15 protein-coding genes are annotated in these 18,577 nt (G+C 69.3%); 4 read left to right on the top strand and 11 right to left on the bottom strand.

Features of this window, described 5'->3' with window-relative positions; genetic code table 11:
* Positions 1–30: 30 nt before the first annotated feature.
* The 6 genes from BJ970_RS06825 to BJ970_RS06800 form a co-directional block, all read right to left on the bottom strand.
* Positions 31–1,692, bottom strand: a complete 1,662-nt coding sequence (locus BJ970_RS06825) for a DNA repair helicase XPB (RefSeq protein ID WP_184725121.1) — start codon at positions 1,690–1,692, stop codon at positions 31–33.
* Positions 1,693–1,864: 172 nt separating this feature from the next.
* Positions 1,865–3,079 (bottom strand): sensor histidine kinase, encoded by a 1,215-nt coding sequence (locus BJ970_RS06820; protein WP_184725118.1) that lies wholly within the window; start codon positions 3,077–3,079, stop codon positions 1,865–1,867.
* Entirely contained in the window at positions 3,076–3,756 is a 681-nt protein-coding gene (locus tag BJ970_RS06815) for a response regulator transcription factor (protein WP_184725116.1), read from the bottom strand. Before BJ970_RS06815 ends, BJ970_RS06820 begins: the two co-directional genes overlap by 4 nt.
* A gap of 10 nt (positions 3,757–3,766) precedes the next feature.
* Complete coding sequence (locus BJ970_RS06810) at positions 3,767–4,585, bottom strand: FAD:protein FMN transferase (protein WP_312864144.1); 819 nt, start codon at positions 4,583–4,585, stop codon at positions 3,767–3,769.
* 2 nt (positions 4,586–4,587) lie between these two features.
* Complete coding sequence (locus tag BJ970_RS06805) at positions 4,588–5,028, bottom strand: FMN-binding protein (protein WP_221467064.1); 441 nt, start codon at positions 5,026–5,028, stop codon at positions 4,588–4,590.
* Between the two features lie 26 nt (positions 5,029–5,054).
* On the bottom strand, positions 5,055–6,413 hold the full coding sequence (locus BJ970_RS06800; RefSeq protein ID WP_312864143.1) for a ferredoxin reductase family protein: 1,359 nt from the start codon (positions 6,411–6,413) through the stop codon (positions 5,055–5,057).
* Between the two features lie 196 nt (positions 6,414–6,609).
* Here BJ970_RS06800 and BJ970_RS06795 point away from each other — a divergent pair, with 196 nt between their 5' ends.
* The 3 genes from BJ970_RS06795 (at position 6,610) to mdlC (ending at position 9,695) form a co-directional block, all read left to right on the top strand.
* On the top strand, positions 6,610–7,323 hold the full coding sequence (locus BJ970_RS06795) for a hypothetical protein (RefSeq protein ID WP_184729392.1): 714 nt from the start codon (positions 6,610–6,612) through the stop codon (positions 7,321–7,323).
* A gap of 135 nt (positions 7,324–7,458) precedes the next feature.
* Entirely contained in the window at positions 7,459–7,980 is a 522-nt protein-coding gene (locus BJ970_RS06790; protein ID WP_184725112.1) for an LppU/SCO3897 family protein, read from the top strand.
* A gap of 119 nt (positions 7,981–8,099) precedes the next feature.
* Positions 8,100–9,695, top strand: a complete 1,596-nt coding sequence (gene mdlC, locus BJ970_RS06785) for a benzoylformate decarboxylase (protein WP_184725110.1) — start codon at positions 8,100–8,102, stop codon at positions 9,693–9,695.
* Here the strand turns inward: mdlC and BJ970_RS06780 are convergent.
* The 5 genes from BJ970_RS06780 to BJ970_RS06760 form a co-directional block, all read right to left on the bottom strand.
* On the bottom strand, positions 9,692–10,570 hold the full coding sequence (locus BJ970_RS06780) for an ABC transporter ATP-binding protein (protein WP_246470752.1): 879 nt from the start codon (positions 10,568–10,570) through the stop codon (positions 9,692–9,694). The two genes, mdlC and BJ970_RS06780, sit on opposite strands and share 4 nt — an antisense overlap.
* Before the next feature lie 6 nt (positions 10,571–10,576).
* Complete coding sequence (locus tag BJ970_RS06775; protein ID WP_184725108.1) at positions 10,577–11,377, bottom strand: ABC transporter permease; 801 nt, start codon at positions 11,375–11,377, stop codon at positions 10,577–10,579.
* Positions 11,374–12,141 carry an ABC transporter permease gene (locus BJ970_RS06770; protein WP_184725106.1) on the bottom strand — a complete coding sequence of 256 codons (768 nt, stop codon included), beginning with the start codon at positions 12,139–12,141 and terminating at the stop codon, positions 11,374–11,376. The genes BJ970_RS06775 and BJ970_RS06770 overlap by 4 nt, the downstream gene beginning before the upstream one ends.
* A 9-nt stretch (positions 12,142–12,150) precedes the next feature.
* Complete coding sequence (locus BJ970_RS06765; RefSeq protein ID WP_246470751.1) at positions 12,151–13,152, bottom strand: ABC transporter substrate-binding protein; 1,002 nt, start codon at positions 13,150–13,152, stop codon at positions 12,151–12,153.
* Between the two features lie 514 nt (positions 13,153–13,666).
* Positions 13,667–14,686 carry an ABC transporter substrate-binding protein gene (locus BJ970_RS06760; protein WP_184725104.1) on the bottom strand — a complete coding sequence of 340 codons (1,020 nt, stop codon included), beginning with the start codon at positions 14,684–14,686 and terminating at the stop codon, positions 13,667–13,669.
* A 606-nt stretch (positions 14,687–15,292) separates the two neighbouring features.
* Here BJ970_RS06760 and BJ970_RS06755 point away from each other — a divergent pair.
* Positions 15,293–18,559, top strand: a complete 3,267-nt coding sequence (locus BJ970_RS06755; RefSeq protein WP_246470750.1) for a sensor histidine kinase — start codon at positions 15,293–15,295, stop codon at positions 18,557–18,559.
* Positions 18,560–18,577: the final 18 nt, after the last annotated feature.

The following is an 18,577-nucleotide window of genomic DNA, read 5'->3' as shown; positions in this document are numbered from 1 at the left end:
CAGTCAACCGGGTGTGTCCCCCGAATGTCGTCACCCAACGTCCGGAATCGCCGGCCCGAGCAGGTCGTCGGCGTCAACGATCCGGTACGCGTAGCCCTGCTCGGCGAGGAAGCGCTGCCGGTGCGCCGCGTAGTCGGTGTCCAGGGTGTCCCGCGAGACCACCGAGTAGAAGTGCGCCTGCTTGCGCTCGGCCTTCGGCCGCAGCAGCCGGCCGAGCCGCTGCGCCTCTTCCTGCCGCGACCCGAAGGTCCCGGATACCTGAACCGCGACCGACGCCTCCGGCAGGTCGATCGAGAAGTTCGCCACCTTCGACACCACGAGCCGCTTGATCTCGCCGCGCCGGAAGGCGTCGAAGAGCTCCTCGCGGTCCTTGTTCTTCGTCGAGCCCTCCACGATCGGCGCGTCCAGCGCCTCGCCGAGCTCGTGCAGCTGCTCCAGGTATGCGCCGATGACCAGCGCGGGTTCGTCCGGGTGCCGGTCCAGGATCGCCTTGACGACCGGGGCCTTGGTGCGCGCCGTCGCACACATCTTGTAGCGCTCGTCGGCCTCGGCGGTGGCGTACTCCAGCCGCTCGTTGTCGGTCAGCGTCACCCGGACCTCGACGCACTCGGCCGGCGCGATCCACCCCTGCGCCTCGATGTCCTTCCACGGCGCGTCAAAACGCTTCGGCCCGATCAGCGAGAACACGTCGCCCTCCCGGCCGTCTTCGCGGACCAGGGTCGCGGTGAGCCCGAGGCGCCGCCGCGACTGCAGGTCGGCGGTCATCCGGAACACCGGCGCGGGCAGCAGGTGCACCTCGTCGTAGACCACCAGGCCCCAGTCGCGGGAGTCGAACAGTTCGAGGTGCTTGTATTCGCCCTTGGAGCGGCGGGTGATCACCTGGTAGGTCGCGATGGTGACCGGCCGGATCTCTTTCTTCTCCCCGGAGTACTCGCCGATCTCCTCCTCGGTCAGCGAGGTCCGCTCGACCAGCTCGCGCTTCCACTGCCGCCCGGCCACGGTGTTGGTGACCAGGATCAGCGTCGTCGCCTGTGCCTCGGCCATCGCCGCCGCGCCGACCAGCGTCTTACCCGCGCCGCAGGGCAACACCACGACGCCCGAGCCACCGGCCCAGAACGACTGCACCGCCTGCTGCTGGTAGTCGCGAAGCACCCAACCGTCCTGCTGCAACGCGATCGGGTGCGCCTCACCGTCGACGTAGCCGGCCAGGTCTTCGGCGGGCCAGCCGACCTTGAGCAGCAGTTGCTTGAGCCGCCCGCGCTCGCTGGGGTGCACCACCACGGTGTCGTCGTCGATGCGCGCGCCGAGCATCGGGATGATCTTCTTATTCCGCAGGATCTCTTCCAGCACGGCGCGGTCCAGCGAGCTCAGCACCAGGCCGTGCGCCGGGTCATTGACCAGCTGCAGGCGGCCGAAGCGGCCCATCGTCTCGACGATGTCCACCAGCAGCGGCTGCGGCACCGGGTAGCGCGAGTAACGCACCAGGCCGTCCACCACCTGCTCCGCGTCATGCCCGGCGGCACGCGCGTTCCACAGCGCGAGCGGCGTGATGCGGTAGGTGTGCACATGCTCCGGGGCGCGTTCCAGCTCGGCGAACGGAGCGATGGCGGTGCGAGCCTCATCGGAGAGGCCATGGTCGACTTCGAGCAGCAGTGTCTTGTCGGACTGGACGATCAGGGGTCCGTCGGTCACGGGTGCGCAGCTCCCTCGGGTCGGACGGCGTGTTCGCAGTGATCAGCGGTGCCTTGGGCATCTGCCGGACTCCGCACCCAGTATTCCACCGCCGCCGTTATCACCCGTTCGGCCACCCGTCCGCGGCAGGCGATGGGCTGCGTGGTGCTCGGGCGCGAAGCACCTGAACGAGTCAGCGGGCGGGCAGGAGCAACCGCAGTGCGGTCCCGCCGGCGTCCGGGCGCCGGGCCGACACGGACCCGCCGTGGCGCGCCGCGATCTCGCTCACCAGCGCCAATCCCAGGCCGTAGCGCCGGCTCCCGCGATCGGAGCCCCCGGGTGCGGAGGAAAACCGCTCGAACAGCGTCGGCAAGATCGTCGGGTCGATGCCGGGCCCGTCGTCGACCACCTCGACGACGGTCGAGCGCGCGTCGGTGCCGAGCACCACCCGCACCTCGCTGCGTGCGTGCCGGATCGCGTTGTCCAGCAACGCGTTCAGCGCGCGCCGCAGGCCCGCATCGAAGCCGATGACCTCGATGGGGCCATCCGCTTCGAGCCGTACTGACACCCCGTGCCGCTCGGCCGCCGGACTGGCGGCCGCCACCGTCTCCCCTGCGAGATCGGTGAGGGCCACCGGCCCGAGGGGCAGCTCGCCGCGCGGGTCGGCCGCCAGCAGCAGGTCTTCGAGGATCGTCGTGAGCCGGTCAGCGTCCGCGACCAGAACGTCCACATCGGACCGAATGTGGTCCGGATCGGCGGATCGGCCGAGCCTGCGGCGGATCAATTGGGCGCGGGTGCTCAACAGCGTCAATGGGGTGCGCAGCTCGTGGCTCGCATCGGCCACGAAACGGCGTTGCAGGGCAAGGGATTCCGCCAGCGGTGCCACTGCGCGCCGACCCAGCCACGCGCCGGCCAGGCCCGCGAGCACCAGTCCCACGCCCCCGGCGGCGGCCAGCGCCTGGATGATGCGGATGCGTTCGGCATTCGCATCGCGCAGGCTCAGGACCGCTTGCACCACATCCGCGCCGTGCGGCTGGGTGCGGACGTAGTAATCGTGCCCCTCCACCACGACGTCCGCCGATCGCATCAGATGGTCCCGGGCGGTCCGGCGCAGCGATTCCTCGTCGGGGAACCCGTGCGGCAGCCCCGGGGACGCCAGCACCCGGTCCGCCGAGCGCACCACCAGCCACACGCCTGCCGGTGGGTCGCTGACGTCGTCCATGCGAGCGGTGGCGGTGCTCAGTAGCTCGTCTTGCGACCGGTGCTGGTCGTGCTCCACGACTAGGAGCGTGACGGCGGCGAGCAGCAACATCGCGGCGGCCACGGCAGCGGCCGTTTGCAAGCCGAGGCGCAGCTGCGCACGGCGGAGCATCGCGGCGTCCGGGGAACGCACCCGCCGCGCCATCATGCGGACCGCCCCAGCTGGTATCCCCGGCCGCGCACCGTGTCCACGATGCGTTTGCCGAGCTTGCGTCGCAGGTAGTGCACGTAGGTGTCCACGACGACCGGGCTCCCGGCACCGTCGAAGACCAGCCGCAGCAGGTCGTCACGGCTGAACACCCGCGACGGTCGGGCGGCCAACACGGCGAGCAGCGCGCATTCCCGCTCCGATAACCGCACAGGTCCGCCTGCCGCGTCGGCAGCCATTCGACTGTCGAGATCGAGGCGGCCGTTCGGTAGGGGCACGGATCGCGCGGTGTCGAGGTGCCGACGCCGCAGGGCGCGCAGCCGCGCAAGCAGTTCTTCGATGTCGAAGGGCTTCGGCAGGTAGTCTTCCGCCCCCGCGTCCAGCCCGGCCACCCGGTCGGCCGGATTGCCGAGTGCGGACAGCACCAGCACGGGGGTCGCCACGCCCCGCATCCGCAGGCGGGTGAGCAGGTCGAGTCCTTCGAGTGCGGGCAGCCCGCGATCCAGCACGATCACGTCATAGGCCCGGGTGAGCCCCAGGTGCAGCCCGCGTTGACCGTCGGCTGCCGCATCGACCGCGTAGGCCTCCTCGCGCAGCAGCGAGGTCAGCATGCCGGCCAGTTCCGGGTCGTCCTCGACCAGCAGCAGCCGCGGTGGTGTGTCAGCGGCCCGATCCATGACGCCATTCTTACTGCTGCGGCCCTGGTGCGGCCGATCCGCCACAGGTCAAGAGCAGCTCGGGGGTCACCACCGGCTCGTCGAGTAGGGGCGACCTATGCACTCGGCGCTCGGCATCGACCGCGAACACCAGGCAGCCGGGCTGGGTCGCCGCCCACTCCATGCCGTCGACGCCCATCGCGAATGCGGCGGTCGAAACAGCGTCGGCCGTGGTCAGGTCGGGTGCCAACACGGTCAGGCTCACTAGCTCGCGGGCCGGGCGGCCGGTGCGGCCGTTGATGACGTGGGCGCCGCGCTCGTAGTTGCCAGAGGTGGCGACCGCGCAGTCGCGCACCTCGAACACCGCGCACACCTGGTGCGCGATATCGGGGTGGCGGATGCCCACCCGCCAGGGGCGGCCGGGCTCGGGCTCGCCGACGACGAGCACGTCGCCTCCGGCGTTGAGGCTGAACCGGTCGGCTCCGGCCGCGCGCAGGAGCTCTCCGGCACGCTGGACGGCCCATCCCTTCACCACCCCGCAGGGATCGAAGGGGCGTCCCGGTAGCCAGGCACGGAAGGCGCCGCCGCTGTCCCGTTCGTAGCGCCGACACAGATCGATGATCTCGGTGAGTTCCGGACTTGCGTGCTCAGGCGTTGCGCCGTCGCCGCACCGTTGGACCTCGCTGCCAGCACGGAAGGGGCTGAAGCGGCGATCCACCTCGCGCAGCCAGTCGAAGGCCCGTGACACGGCATCCCGTACCGCAGGCGCGGCAGCCCGCACGTCCGCCGAGATCGGCAGGCCCATGATGTGCTCGACGCGCCGGAGCCGAGCGCCCGATTCGCTCGCCACGGCTACCCTCCCTGGGAGTCGATCGCGGCCTGCAGGGACTGGGCGTAGGCATTGCTGGTCGTGGTGGCGCCGGACACCGTGTCGAGGTTCGCGTTCTGCGCCCGCAGCGCTTCCTGCCGCAAAGTCGGAGCGGCGCTGCTCGCGATCCGCCTGCTGTGCCGGTCGGAGGGCTCGGTGATCAGCTGGACGTCGGTGATCTTGGTGCCGGTGAACACCACCCGCACCTGATAGGGCCCGAACTCGGTTTGCACCAGCGATCCGTCGACCGTTTTGTCGCCGCCGGCCGGGTTCGGGGGCGCGGTCTTTCCCGGTGCCGGGGCCGCGCCGGTCCCGGCTGGCACGGCCGACGAGGCGCGCGCCGCCGCGTCGTGGCTTGACTGGTAACGCACCAGCGGGAGCAACCCCGCGACCGCGAGGGCCAGGATCGCGCCGAAACGCCGCATGTCATCACTCCTGGGTTTTGCTGCCTCTAGGCCGCGAAGGCGAATCGTTCGGTGTGGCATTGGGCACGCGGCACCCCCAGGGTGCGCAGGGCGCCGAGGACTGCGTCGGTCATGCCCGGCGGGCCGCAGAGGAAGACATCGCGGTGGCGGATACCGGGCACCAGGGCGGCGAGGTGTTGCGGTCCCATGATCGGCCCGTGACGACCCACCGCGGTGGCGGGACCGATCACGACGTGCAGCTGCGCTCCGGCTCGCTGCGCCAGCCACTGCAATTCCGACACCAGAACCGCCTCCCGCTGGTCGCCGACGCGGTAGAGCACGACGACGTCCTGGCGGGTCTGGGCGAGCTCTTCGAGCAGCGCGCGGATCGGCGTCACCCCGACCCCGCCGCCGATCAGCAGCACATCCCGGCCGGTGCACTGCTCGGTCGTGAACGCGCCGTACGGCCCCTCCGCGAGCACCCGCGTTCCGACGCGCAGGTTCCGCAGTGCGGCGCTGCCATCGCCGAGTGCTTTCACCGTGATGCGCAACGTCTTCCCGTCCGGCATCGCCGACAGCGAGTACGGATGTGCCTGCGCACAAAGGCCGGTGGCGAGGAATCGCCACAGAAAGAACTGCCCGGCCCTGGCGGGCAACCTGTCCAGCCGACGGCCGCCGATGTGGATCGACACGACGTCCGGGCCTTCCGGAACCACCCCCAGCACCCGGGTGTCGTGCCGCGCCATCCGCCACAGTGGCAGCAGAAAGCGGAACACCAGCACCATGCCGAGGGCCGCGCCGTAGAGCGTCCACCAGTAAGCCCGGCCGATCGGGCTGCCCACGAAGTCATTTCCGCTCGTCACCTGGTGCAGGAAGCCGAGTAGGACGGCCAGGTAGGCGCCGAGGTGCAGGAAATGCCACGTCTCGTAACGCATCCGCCGTCGGGCCGCCCGCGCGGAGGTGACGCCGACTACGACGAGCAGGGCCGCGCCCGCTGCGGCCAGCAGCAGGTCCCCGGTTTCGGACACCAGCGATCCGAACTCCGACAGCACCGGGCTCCGGTCCTGCTCGGCGTAGCCGACCGTGATCAGCACGACATGCGCCGACACCAGCCAGAGGACCCAGGTGCCCGTCCACCGGTGCCAGCTCGTGAGCCGGTCCATGCCGAGCCGCCGCTCCAGCCAAGGCACCCGCGCGATGAGCACTAGTTGGAGCACCAATGCCAACGCGCCGCCGAGGCCGGTCAACCGGCCCAGTGCCAGCACCAAGCCCTGGGGCCCGGTCAGCACGCCCACCTCGCCGCCGAGCACGAAGAGGTCGACGACCCACATGGCGTTGAGCACCAGCAGGGCCCAAAGCCACCACTTCGCGTCGCCCGCCCTGGTCTTGCGTCGTTCCGATTGCACGTCGTCGATTCTCGGCCGCGTTTCTGGGAAGAAACTTGGAAAACCGCGGGCGATCGGCGCGGTGTCGTCGGTGTGCTGCGCACGGTGATCGTGCGTGTTCGGGGTGTGCTCGGGCGCTGCCGTTATCGCCTGTTCGGGCGAGTGTCCGGGGCGAGCTCGGCTAAGTTGCTCGTTGCGAACGAAAAACGGAGGAGCAGTGAGCTACCCACCGCAGGACCCGTACGGTACGCAGTCCGGCCCGTACGGATCGCAGCCGGGCCAGCACCCCTCGGGGCAGCACCTCTCGGGCCAGTACCCCTCGGGCCGGTACCCGTCGGGCCAGTACCCGACGGGCCTGTACCCGACGGGCCAGTACCCGCCGCCGAACGGCACGGACGACTTCTGGCGCCATGTAGCGGGAAACCAGCCCCCGATGCAGCCGAAGAAAAGCCGTACCGGGCTCATCATCGCCCTGGCCGGCGTCGGCGCGGTGGTGGTCATCGCAGTGGTGGTCACGATCATCCTGCTCGCCGTCAACAGCGGTGGCCGGATCGAGGCCGGTGAGTGCATGTCGCTGGCCAGCGAGAAGGGCGGCGAAATGAGCGCCGCGACCTGCGGTTCCGCGGATTCGGACTACAAGGTCATCGAGGTCCGGCAGGGCACCAGTCGTGCCGTGTGCCAGAACAATTACAGCAACGTCATCGACGGCAAGACCTACTGCATCGAGCTGGACGTCAAGGTGGGCGACTGCCTGACCTCGTTCCAGCGGGCCGAGGAGATCCTGCCGCTCAAGATCGACTGCGGCAAGGCAGAAGACCAGGTGACCAAGGTCGCCAACAGCACCGACCCGGAAAGCGCCTGCGGTTCCAACGAGGGCTACTACGTCTTCGAGAAGCGCACCGTCTGCTTCGGCGACGTGCGGGGCACCTGACGGAGCGCGAGCGCGTGTCCACTGGGGACGCACAACATCCTGATTCCGGAAATCCGGGGTAATCCTGCTGATCGGCCGTGGCCGGACCGTCGGCTCGGCTAGGTTTGCGCGCCTAGATCGATTCCGGAGGGATCCATGAGCCAGCCACCGCGCGACCAGGACGGCAAGATGATCAGCAGCGTCCTCTACCTCGGCGCACTGGGCATCGGCATCGCCATCGCCATCGTCGCGTACTTCGCCTCCAGCACCGATCAGCCCGAGGCAGGCAAGTGCGTGGCCATCACGGACGTCGACAGCGCGGCGCCAGGCTGGCGCCGGGTCGACTGCGGCAGTGCCGAATCCGACTTCGTGATCGCGAAGGTCACCGCGGTTTCGGCGGCGTGCCCGCCGGCGTACGCGACGGCCAGCCGAGATACCCGGCGCGACAGCGGGGTGCGGTTGTGCCTGGTGCCGGACGTGGCCGTCGGCGATTGCCTGCGCGTTCCAGTGGCCGGTATCGAGACCAAGGTGCCGTGCGACGAGCCCGGGGCGAACGAGCGGGTCACCCGGGTGGCGGCGAACAGCAGCGGTGCGGCGGCGTGTCCGGCCGGGACCAACCGGGCCGCGGTCTACCCGGAGCCGGCGCGAACGGTGTGCGCCGAACCCTTCCCGGCGTAACCGGCTCAGTAACCGGCTCAGTGACCAACGCGATCTGGTTCCGCGGCCTCCGATGTGATGTCGTGGCAGGGCAAGCTCGCAGGTGAAGGCGGTTGTACGCACGATGAGGGAGGGCTTCGATGCGCAGCGAGGACCGCACGGTCCGCGACATCACCCGGGGGCTGATGCGGGAGCTCGGGCTGACCACGGTATTCGGCAATCCGGGCACGACCGAGGTGCCGTTCCTGACCGGGTGGCCGGACGACTTCCGCTACGTGCTGGGCCTGCAGGAGTCCGCGGTGGTCGCGATGGCCGACGGCTACGCGCAGTCCCGGCGGGAACCGGTGCTGGTCAACCTGCATTCCGCCGGCGGCGTGGGCCATGCGCAGGGCGCGATCTTCACCGCGTACCGCAACCGGACGCCGATGATCGTGACGGCCGGGCAGCAAACCCGCAGCCTGATGTTCGACGAGCCGTTCCTCGGCGCCACCGACGCCACCACCTTCCCCAAGCCGTATGTGAAGTGGAGCTACGAACCGGCCCGCGCCGCCGACGTCCCGGCGGCCCTGATGCGCGCCTATCAGTTGGCGACAACCCCGCCGTACGGCCCGGTCTTCGTCTCGATCCCCGCCGATGACTGGGACCAGCCCGGCGTGCCGGTGACCGCCCGGCCGCGGACCCCGGGTTTCGCTCCGGCCCCGACCGCGGTGACCGAGCTCGCCGATGCCTTGCGGCGTTGCGAGCGTCCCGCGTTCGTCGTGGGCCCGGCGGTGGATGCGGACGGGGCCGTCGCGGACATGGTCGAGCTGGCGGAGAAGACGCAGGCCGCGGTGTTCGCGGCGCCGATGTCGCCGCGCTGCTCGTTTCCCGAGGACCACCCGCAATTCGCCGGTTTCCTGCAGCCCGAGCGGCGATTGCTCAGCGCGGAGCTCGCCGAGCACGACCTAGTCGTGGTGTGGGGCGCACCGGCGTTCACCTTTCACGTGTACCGAGGTGAGAGCGAGACCGAGCTGCCGGATCTCTTCCTGGTGCACGACGACCCGGATGTGCTCGCCCGCGCCCGGCAGGGCCGCGGCGTGCTGGGCACCTTGGCGCACTCGTTGCGGCAGGTCAACGGCCGGGTTGAGGCGTCGCAGCGGAGCGCGCCGGAGACCTATGCGCGGCCGCCGAAGCCGATCGCGTCGACGCCGCTGACCGCCGCCTACGTCTTCGACACGATCGCCGAGGCGCTGCCCGAGGACGCGGCGGTGGTGGAGGAAACCCCCAGCCACCGCAACGATCTGCACGAGTACTTCCCGATCCGGTCCACCGACGGCGGGTTCTTCACCTGTTTCTCCGGTGCACTCGGTTACGGCATCGGCGCCGCCGTCGGGGTGGCGATGGCCGACCCGTCGCGGCGCACGGTCGCGCTGATCGGCGACGGCTCCAGCATGTACGGGATCCAGTCGGTGTGGACGGCGGTGCGGGAGCAGGCGCCGGTCACCTTCGTGATCATGGACAACGCGCGGTACGCGGCGGTGGCGGTGCTGGGCGCGGCGGCGGGCGGCAGCAAGCTGCCCGGTGTCGAGCTCGGCGGTATCGACTTCGCCGCGCTGGCCACCAGCCTGGGCTGCCCGGCCAAGCTGATCCGGACACCGAAGGATCTCAACGCGGCCCTCGCCGAGGAGTTCACCGGCAAACCCGGCCCAACCCTCCTGCACGTCAAAGTCAACCCAGCCCATCGCCACCTGTACTAGGGCGATTTCGATTGAGGTCCCGCTAATCCGCCGGCCCCGTCGTGATGCGACGCGCCGGAGATCGTTGATTTCAATGGAAATTCCCCCGTCGACTTCCCCTGAAACCGCCCCACGTCGAGGAGGCGGGCGACCTCGCTGCGCAGCTGGACGAAGGTCTCCGACTCGCGGGTGGTGATCTGATCGCGAACGTCGCCGAGCGGGATCGCCAGGTCCGCCACGATGTTCGCCGGCGACTTCGACAGCACGAACACCCGGTCCGCGAGGTAGATGCTCTCGTCGATGTCGTGGGTGACCAGCAGGACCGTGCTGTCGAACTGCTTGCGGACCCGAAGCAGCAGGTCTTCCAGCTCGAAGCGGGTCTGGGCGTCGACCGAGGCGAACGGCTCGTCCATCAGCAGCAGCGCCGGTCGGCAGGCCAGCGCGCGGGCGATCGACACCCGCTGCTGCATGCCGCCGGAGAGCTGCCATGGGTACTTCTTCGCGGCGGCGCTCAGGCCCACCCACTCCAGCACCTCGTCGGCCCGGCCGCGCCGTCCGGCCTTGCTCAATCCCCTGGAGCGCAAAGGGAATTCGACGTTGGACCGCACCGACAGCCACGGGAACAGCGACCGGCTGTAGTCCTGGAACACCACGGCCAGGTCGGTCGGCACGCCCTGCACGGCGCCGCCGTGCAAGCGGATATCGCCGCTGGTCGGCTTGATCAGCCCGGAGATCGAGCGCAGCAGGGTGGACTTGCCGCAGCCGGATGGGCCGACGATGCAGGCCAGTTCGCCGATACGCACCTGGAACGTCAGGTCGGCGATGGCCAGGTGGCCCTCGCCGCCGTAGCGGTGGCCGAGCCCGGAGACCTCGAGCATGGTCTTGGTTTCGGTCATGACAAGTCAGCCTCCGGCCATTTGGTGCGCTTGCGATGGTTGCCAGCTCAGCGCGCGGCGCTCCACCGCGAGCAGCAAGGTGTTGAGCAGATAACCGAGGATGCCCAGCAGCACGATGCCCGCCCACATGGCGGGAAAGTCGAACTTCCGCTGGTCGAACATCAGCCGGTAGCCGATGCCGTTGGTGGAGCCGACCAGTTCCGAGACGACCATCAGCACCAGCGCCAGCGACAGGCTCACCCGCAGCCCGGCGAAGATCTTCGGCGTCGCCGCGGGCAGCACCACCCCGAAAACCCAGTGCGCGCGGGGAATGCGGAACGACCGGGCGGTGTCCACCTTGACTTGGTCGACGGAGCGGACCCCGTCGACGGTATTCAGCAGGATCGGCCACATCACGCCGAAAACGATCACAGCGATCTGCATCTGTGCCCCGATGCCCAGCAATACCAGGAAGACCGGCACCAGCACCGGCGGCGGAATGGCCCGCATGAACGCCATCAGCGGCCCGACGTAGTCCAGCGCGGTGCGAGACCGGCCCAGCAGCGTTCCTAGTCCGACGCCGAGCGCCACCGCGATGAGCCAACCCCCGGCGATCCGCCCGAGGCTGGCCAGCAGATCCGTGTACGCCTCGTCGGTCAGGAACAGTGACGAGGCCGGTCCGCTGAACCACTTCTCTACGGCGGCGCCGACGATCCGCGTCGGGGCGGGGAAGAAGGGGCTCGACGCGGCGCGGGTGAGCAGTTCCCAGACCACGATCGCGCCGATGAACACCGACCAACGCCGCAGGAATCCGTGCACCCCGATCACCCCGCCTCCCGATCGACCGCGCTCCACCGGAAGGCGCGCTTGTGCACCAGTTCCAGCGCTTCGTTGCTGAGATAGCCGACGATTCCCGCGACCAGGGTGCCCGCCAGCACGAGGTCCATCCGGCCGGCACCGGTGCTCGCGTCGAGCACGAAGCTGCCCAGCCCGCTGCCGCCGCCGGCCAGGAACTCGGTGCTGACAACCAGAATCAGCGCGACCGCGGCGGACATCCGGATGCCGGTGAGCACGAACGGCGCGGCGCTTGGCAGCGCCACCGTGCACATCACCCGGCCGCGGCCGAACCCGAAGGAGCGCGCGGTATCCACCATGACCGGGTCGATCTCGTCCAGCGCATAAATGGTGTTGAACAGGATCGGCCACACCGCGGCGTACACGGCAAGCGTGATCTTGGTTTCCGGCCCGGCGCCGACGAGCACGATGGCGAGCGGGATCAGCGCGACCGACGGGATCGGACGGAGGAACTCGATGATCGCCCGGGTGCCCGACCGGATCCAGGGCACGCTGCCGAGCAGCAGGCCGGCGGGTACCGCGATGGCGATGGCGATGCCCAGCGCGATCGCCCAGGCCAGCACGCTGGCGATTAGGTCGAGCAGGAAGGCGCGGTCGCCGAGTAGTTCGACGAATCGAGTGAGCACTGTGGACGGTGGCGGAAGGTATTGCTGCGGGACGATTCCGGACCGGCTGAAGACTTCCCACGCGAGGAGGAAACCCGCAAGCCCGATCAATCCCCGGAGTGTTCTGGTCATTTCCGCGAGTCAGCTCTGCGGCGGCGCGATGATCATGCTTGCCACGTCGACATCCTTGTCGATGTAGCCGAATTCCCGCATCAGCCGCGGGATGCGCTGCAGGCGGGTGCTGTCGGCGCGGGAGTTCATCTTCAGCAGCGTGATGATCGACGCGGTTTCCTTGTCGATCTTGGCGAATTGCGGGAGCAGCGGCTCGATCTTGCTGCGGTCCTGCGCTTCGGCGACCGCGGTGTCCATGGCGCGCTGAAATGCCGAAATCGTCTTGGGATTCTCGTCGGCGAACTTGGCCGACGAGACGTAGCCGCCAAGCGGAAGGTCTTCCAGCGGTCCGGTGGCGGTGTCCACGACCGGGATGGCGCCCGCGTCGCGGGCGGACAGCGTCAGGAACGGCTCGACGACGAAGGCGGCATCGACCTGGCTTGCGCGCAGCGCGTTCGGCATGTTGACGAATCCGAGCGGCACCCACTGCACCTTGCCGTAGTCCACGCCGTTGGCTTTCATCGCGGCCTTGACCATCAGCTCGGAGATGGTGCCCGCGCCGCTGATCGCGATCTTCTTGCCCGCGAGGTCTTTTGGCCTGCGCACGCTGGAGTTCGGCGAGGCCATGATCATGCAGGTGTTCGGCACGCTCGATGCGCAGTCCGCGACGATCTTCAGCTGGGCCACGCCATGGGCCTGGGCGGCGAAGATGGGCACGTAGCTGCTGAACGTGATGTCGTAGTCGCCGCCGATGGTGCTGTTCAGCGCGGAGGCGCCGTCGGCGGCGTTGATGATTTCGACGGTGAGGCCCTCGCGCTGGAAATGACCGTTCTGCACCGCCAGGTGCAGGGGTGCGAGTTCGCTGGTGGGCAGGCCGCCGACCCGCAGATTCGCCTTCTCGACCTGGGCGTTGCCGCCCTGTTGCGCTTCCGAACCGCCGAGTAGCCCGCAACCGCCAGTGCCCATCACGGCGCCTGCCGTGATCATCCCGCCTGCGAGTTTCAGCAGGTCTCGGCGTGGAAGCGGACTCATCTGGATCCTCCTGGCGTCGGGGTGCGGTGCGCGTACTTCCCTTGTGCCGCGCGCCGGGAGCAGGTACGGGTCCGCTTCGACGACCGGTGCCACGCGGGCGTGGCTCGTCCGAGGTGGACGGCGTCGTCGCGTTGTTGACCCGGGAGGACGGGCGGGGCGAGCGTTGACTCCGGGCCGGTTGACTGCCGCGGTCCGGAGGCGGTGCATCGATTCTCCCGGTGCAGTGGCGGGCTTGGTGCACTCGAACTGTAGAAGGTCGGACCACATGCGACAACCAGGCGTAATTAGCTCGTTGTCACAACTCACTCACGCGTGTTGTATGGCTCACTCGGAGCAACCAAAACATGGTGTGACTGCGAGCTGAATCAAAACAGGTTGTGACGGCGAGCTGAATTCGCCTGGACAATTCGGGGAAACGCCGAATTCCTTCTGAGTCAAGGTGATTCGGGATCCGGCCCGTGAGTTCGTTGGCGGCGACGGGCCACTCGCGGACTCACGGCCGCTGCGGGAAAAGTCAGTTCCGCGGCGGAGGCACGATCATGCCGTCGACGTCGACGTCGGTGTTGATGAACCCGAAGTCCCGCATCAGGCGCGGCACCCGCTGCAGGCGGGTGGCGTCGGCGCGCGAGTTGAACTTCAGCAGCGTGATGATCGACGCGGTTTCCTTGTCGATCTTGGCGAATTCCGGCAGCAGTGGCTCGATCTTGCTGCGGTCCTGCGCTTCGGCGACGGCGCGGTCCATTGCCCGCTGGAACGCGGCGATGGTCTTCGGATTCTCCGTGCAGAACTTCGTCGTCGCGCCGTAGCCGGTCAGCGGCAGGTCCTCAAGCGGTCCGGTGGCGGCGTCCACCACCGGCACCGCGCCGCTGTTGCGGGCCGCCAGGGTGAGGAACGGCTCGGTGAGAATCGCGGCGTCCACCTGGTCCTGCTGCAGCGCGGCGGGCATGTTGATGAACGGGATCGGGACGAAGCGCACCTTGTCGAAGTCCACGCCGTAGGCGCGCATGGTGGCCTTGACCAGCAGTTCCGAGATGGTGGCCGGGCCGCTGATCGCGATCTTCTTACCGGCCAGGTCCGGCGGCCGGCGGACCTTGGAGCGCGGCGAGGTCATGATCACGGTGCTGTTCGGGGCGGCCGACGCGCAGTCCGCGACGATCTTCAGCTGCGCGACGCCCCGCGCCTGCGCCTGGAAGAACGGCACGTAGCTGCTGTAGGTGATGTCGTAGTCGCCGCCGATGGTGCTGTTCAGCGCGGAGGCGCCGTCCGCCGCGGTGATGATCTCGACGGTCAGTCCTTCTTGCCGGAAAAGCCCGTTCCGAACGGCCAGGTGCAGCGGCGCCAGGTCGTTGATCGGCAGCGCGCCGACCCGCAGGTTAGCCTTCTCGACCAGGCCGTTTCCGCCCTCCGCCGACTGTGATCCGCCGAGGAGTCCGCAGCCGCTCACGCCCAGCAGCGCCCCGGCGGTGGCCGTCCCGCCGGCGAGCTTCAGCAGACTCCTGCGGGGCAGGGCGCGGTGGGCGAGGACGGGGCTCATGTACTCCTCCTTGCATTGGGTGCGGCGCCGGGCACGGCTGCGGAGGGATTGGCGTGAGCAGCCGAACGGTGCGGACGTGCCCCCGCGAGCGGTCCAGAAGCGCGCTCCAGTGCACTGTGGACGATGCCGTCGTTGGCGATCACCGGCTGTTCACGGGCCATTGGCGCCGCGGCCCGGTGGTGGAGCGGCAAAGGTTTCGGGACGTGGCCGGGCGGGGGTGCACGCAGGACTGTAGGGCGTCGAACCAACGTCGACAACCAGGCGTAACGAGCTCATAGTCACACGAATGGCCTACGTGTAGTTCATGCCACTCATCCGAGTGAGGAACTCTCGCTCTAGGGGCCTGACTTGTGACGCCCAGTTAAGTATAGTCTCGCCCGTCGAGGTGACCGGCCTCTGCTTCGGGGGATGCACGTTGTGACCAGGGAGTGTGATGGCAAGCCCGGCTGACAGAGTCAGGGTCTACGGGGGCTCGACGCGAGTCGAAGGCCCGTCGTCCCGCTCGTGCGTATTTGGCGCCACCGCGTCGGATCGCGGGCACATTCCTCACACGTCGATCAACACTGCCGCGGCGCGGAAGGGCAGCTAGCCGTGGCGGTGTCGAACATGTCCGCCGCAGCGCAGGAAACAGGGATGCTCAACAACGACCCCGCTACCGGAGCCGGCGCAGCCACTGATCCGGCTGCCAACCGGACCAAGAAGTGGTGGCTGCGCAACTGGCGCCTCCGGTACAAGATGGCCGCCGTCCTGCTCGTGCCGACCCTGGCCGCGCTGGCCGTCGGCGGGATCCGGGTCTATGACGGACTTGCCACCCAGTCGCGGCTGAACAGCATCGTCGAGCAGGTCGAACTCGGCCAGCAAGTCGCGAGCCTGACGCACGAGCTGCAGCGCGAACGCGACTTCGCGGTCGTGCTCACCAACGCCAACGGTCCCAACGGGGTCGGCGATTACACCGCGCAGAACCAGCGGGTCGACGCGGCGGTGCAGCAGCTGCGGGCATTCGATTCGCGGGTCGCGGACTTCACCCTGGAAGTAAGCAGCGCCTACCAGAGCGCGATGCACCGACTCGACAGCCTGGGTGCCCTGCGCAACACGATCAACACCGGCTTTACCGGCCCGCAGACGCTGGTCGCCTACAACTCGGTGCTCGACAGCCTGCTGCAGATCAACCGGACGGTATCCACCGCCGCGGTCAACACCCAGGTCAGCCAGACCGCGCGGGCCGCCGAAGCACTCGGCCGGGCCAAGGAGCAGCTCGCCCAGCAGCGCTCGATCCTGCTCATGGCCGGGCTGCGTGGGCAGTTCCTCACCGGGCAGACCGACGCGGTGCGCGCCGCCAATGCGCGGTTCGAGGCCGCTTTCGCGGAGTTCGAGAGCGCCGCCACCCCCGAGCAAAGCGCCCTCTACGCCGCGCGGGTCGCCGGTCCCGAAGTCGACCGGACCGAGCAGATCGAGCAGACGGCGCTGATCGCGGCCGACCGCGAGAACCCGCCGGGCATCGACCCGCTCGAATGGGGAACGCAGTCGGCCAAGCGCACCGACCTGGTCCGTTCGGTGGAAGACGAGGTGCTGACCGACTTCCACGACGATGCCGCCGCCCTGGCCGATTCCGCGACGTGGTCGCTGATCCGCGACTCGGTGTTGCTGTTGCTGCTGCTGGTGGTGGCGTTCGGTGTCGCGGCCTACATCGCGCGCTCGATGCTGCGCCCGCTGCGCACCCTGCGCTACGGGGCCCTGGAGATCGCGCAGCAGAGCCTGCCGGACGCGATCAACAAGGTCAACGAGAACCCGGGCACCGCCGCCCAGATCACGGTGCCCCCGGTGCCGGTGTACTCCAACGAGGAAATCGGGCAGGTGGCCCGCACCTTCGACGCGGTGCACCAGCAGGCGCTGAGGCTTGCCTCCGAGCAGGCGCTGCTGCGCACCAACGTCAACGACCTGTTCGTCAACCTGGCGCGCCGCAGCCAGACCCTGGTGCAGCGGCAGCTGGCCCTGATCGACCGGCTGGAGCGCGACGAGCAGGACCCGGACCAGCTGAGCAGCCTGTTCGAGCTGGACCACCTGGCCACGCGCATGCGCCGGAACAACGAGAACCTGCTGATCCTCGGCGGCACCGACCTGACCCGCCGGATGATGCGGCCGGTGGCGCTCAACGAGGTTCTCGGCGCGGCGGTGTCCGAAGTGGAGCAATACGCGCGGGTCGCCGTGGTCGACGCGCCCGACCTGGCCATCCAGGGCCGGGTGGTCAACGACTTCGTGCACCTGGTCGCCGAGCTGCTGGAGAACGCCACCGTGTTCTCCAACCCGGACACCGAGGTCACCGTCCGCACCGCATACCGGAGGCAGGAACTCGTCATCGAGATCCGGGACCGCGGCGTGGGCATCGACGCCGGCGAGGTCGACGAGATCAACGAGCGGCTCACCCGGCCGCCGGAGATCGACGTCGCGGTGTCCCGGCGGATGGGGCTCTTCGTGGTCGGGCAGCTGGCCCGGCGGCACAACATCCGGGTCGAGCTGCACAACAACGACGGCCTCGAAGGCGGCGTCACCGCGACGGTGCGCGTGTCCGGCGAGTTCGTCGTCCAGCTGACCCCGGACGGCCCGATGCCGATGCCCGACGTGCCGCGCGCCGCGATCGGCGAAGAGCCGCGCGAATCCGTCAGCGAGACCGGCACGCACCTCGGCCTGGCCGCCGCGTTCGGCGGTCGCGCCGCCGCCGGAACCGATCGTGGGATCGAACCGCTGCCCGAGCGCACCCCGCTGCCGTCGCTGGCCGGGGTCGAGCAAGCCACCGCGTTCACCCCGAAACCACAGGACGAACCGGACAACGACGACACCGAGGTGTCCACGCAGTATTCGGTGACCGTTACTTCCGGCGATTCGTTCGGTGCCACCGACGTCCCGGAGTGGGAGGATGCGTCGCAGGCGCCCGCGGACGATGAGGTCCGCGCCGAGGAGTGGCCCAGCGAGGAGAGCGGCGGCCAGTTCCCGGATGAATTCGACGGCCAGTGCGGGGGCCCGTCGGATCCCATCGGATCGGCCGATCTGTTCCGCAGCCCGTTCGAGGCGGAGAAGACCGCCCGGTTCACCTCGGCGGAGTTGCCGGTGGGGCTGGACGAGCCGGTGCCCAACGGCAGCGGACCGGACGGAACCGGGTTGGGCGGAGCCCTTTTCGGTTCCGCGGACTCCGAGGGCGCCGCGGACAACGGAACCCGGCAGGAGCCGGCCACCGAAGCCTGGGCCCTAGGGGGTGGCCCGGTGGAGGGCACCGACGGCAGGCCGCCGGCGTTCGCCGACGACGAGCCGAGAGGGACCGCCTGGGACATGGACGACGCGCCGACCCAACGCCTGCCGATCTACGAAGCGGTGCTTTCGCAGTGGTTCCGCGAGTCCGATGTGGACGAATTTCCGGCCACCCCGGCCACCCCGGCCCGTTCGGCTTCGGCCGACAATCCCGAGCAGGCCGAGACTCCCGAACCGGTCGAACCGGAGCCGGAGAACGAGCAGCCGGACGCCCCGGAGGAGCACGTCGACGAGGTGCCGCGCACCACGGTGCCGGACCCGGGCTGGGGTTCGGCCGATGTCGGCTGGAAGGCAGCCGAGGCGCTGCTGCAGACCCAGCAGGTCCAGGAGACCACCGCGGCCGGGCTGCCCAAGCGGGTGCCCAAGACGAACCTGGTGCCGGGTTCGGCGGCCCCGCGCACACCCCAGACCCCCCGCCGCAAGCCCGCCGCCACCCGCTCGGCAGACGCCGTGCGCGGTCGGATGGCGAACTTCCAGCAGGGTGTCAAACGGGGTAGGCATTCCAAGGCCGAACCGGTTTCCACCGAACCACCCCGCTCGAATCCGAGCCGTCCCGAGGAGCAGGAGTGAACGGGTCCGTGCAGCAAC

This window comes from Saccharopolyspora phatthalungensis (assembly GCF_014203395.1).
Taxonomy (GTDB): domain Bacteria; phylum Actinomycetota; class Actinomycetes; order Mycobacteriales; family Pseudonocardiaceae; genus Saccharopolyspora; species Saccharopolyspora phatthalungensis.
Note: the sequence above shows the minus strand (reverse complement) of the source record. Positions and strands in the feature narration are given on the sequence as shown.